Annotated in this window: 1 protein-coding gene; it reads left to right on the top strand. The window is 64.3% G+C overall.

Annotated features, from left to right (window positions below):
• Positions 1-23 precede the first annotated feature (23 nt).
• On the top strand, positions 24-277 hold a 254-nt coding region (locus PZC42_RS24545; protein ID WP_277214083.1), incomplete at its 3' end, for a cyclic nucleotide-binding domain-containing protein.

Here is a 277-nt window from a genome sequence, read left to right on the forward strand (position 1 = left end):
GGGACGGAGAGACCGAGTCCGTCATGTCCATGTCCGTCTCGAGCGCGGGCGGCACCTCGCCCATCCAGAGTCTGAAGGAAGAGCTCCGGAACGACATCGAGATCGTCTACTTCCCCAAGGGCACGGTGCTGGTTGAGCAGGGGGAGCGCAACCCCGGTCTCTACTACGTGATCGACGGCTTCTTGGATGTCGGCATCCCCGTGAACGAGAAGGGCGACGACCTGGTCGGGGCGTCGCGATGCACCAACCAACCTCGGCCGCACGAGGAGCTGTTCCC

Source organism: Isoptericola croceus, from assembly GCF_029382255.1.
GTDB classification, from domain to species: domain Bacteria; phylum Actinomycetota; class Actinomycetes; order Actinomycetales; family Cellulomonadaceae; genus Isoptericola; species Isoptericola croceus.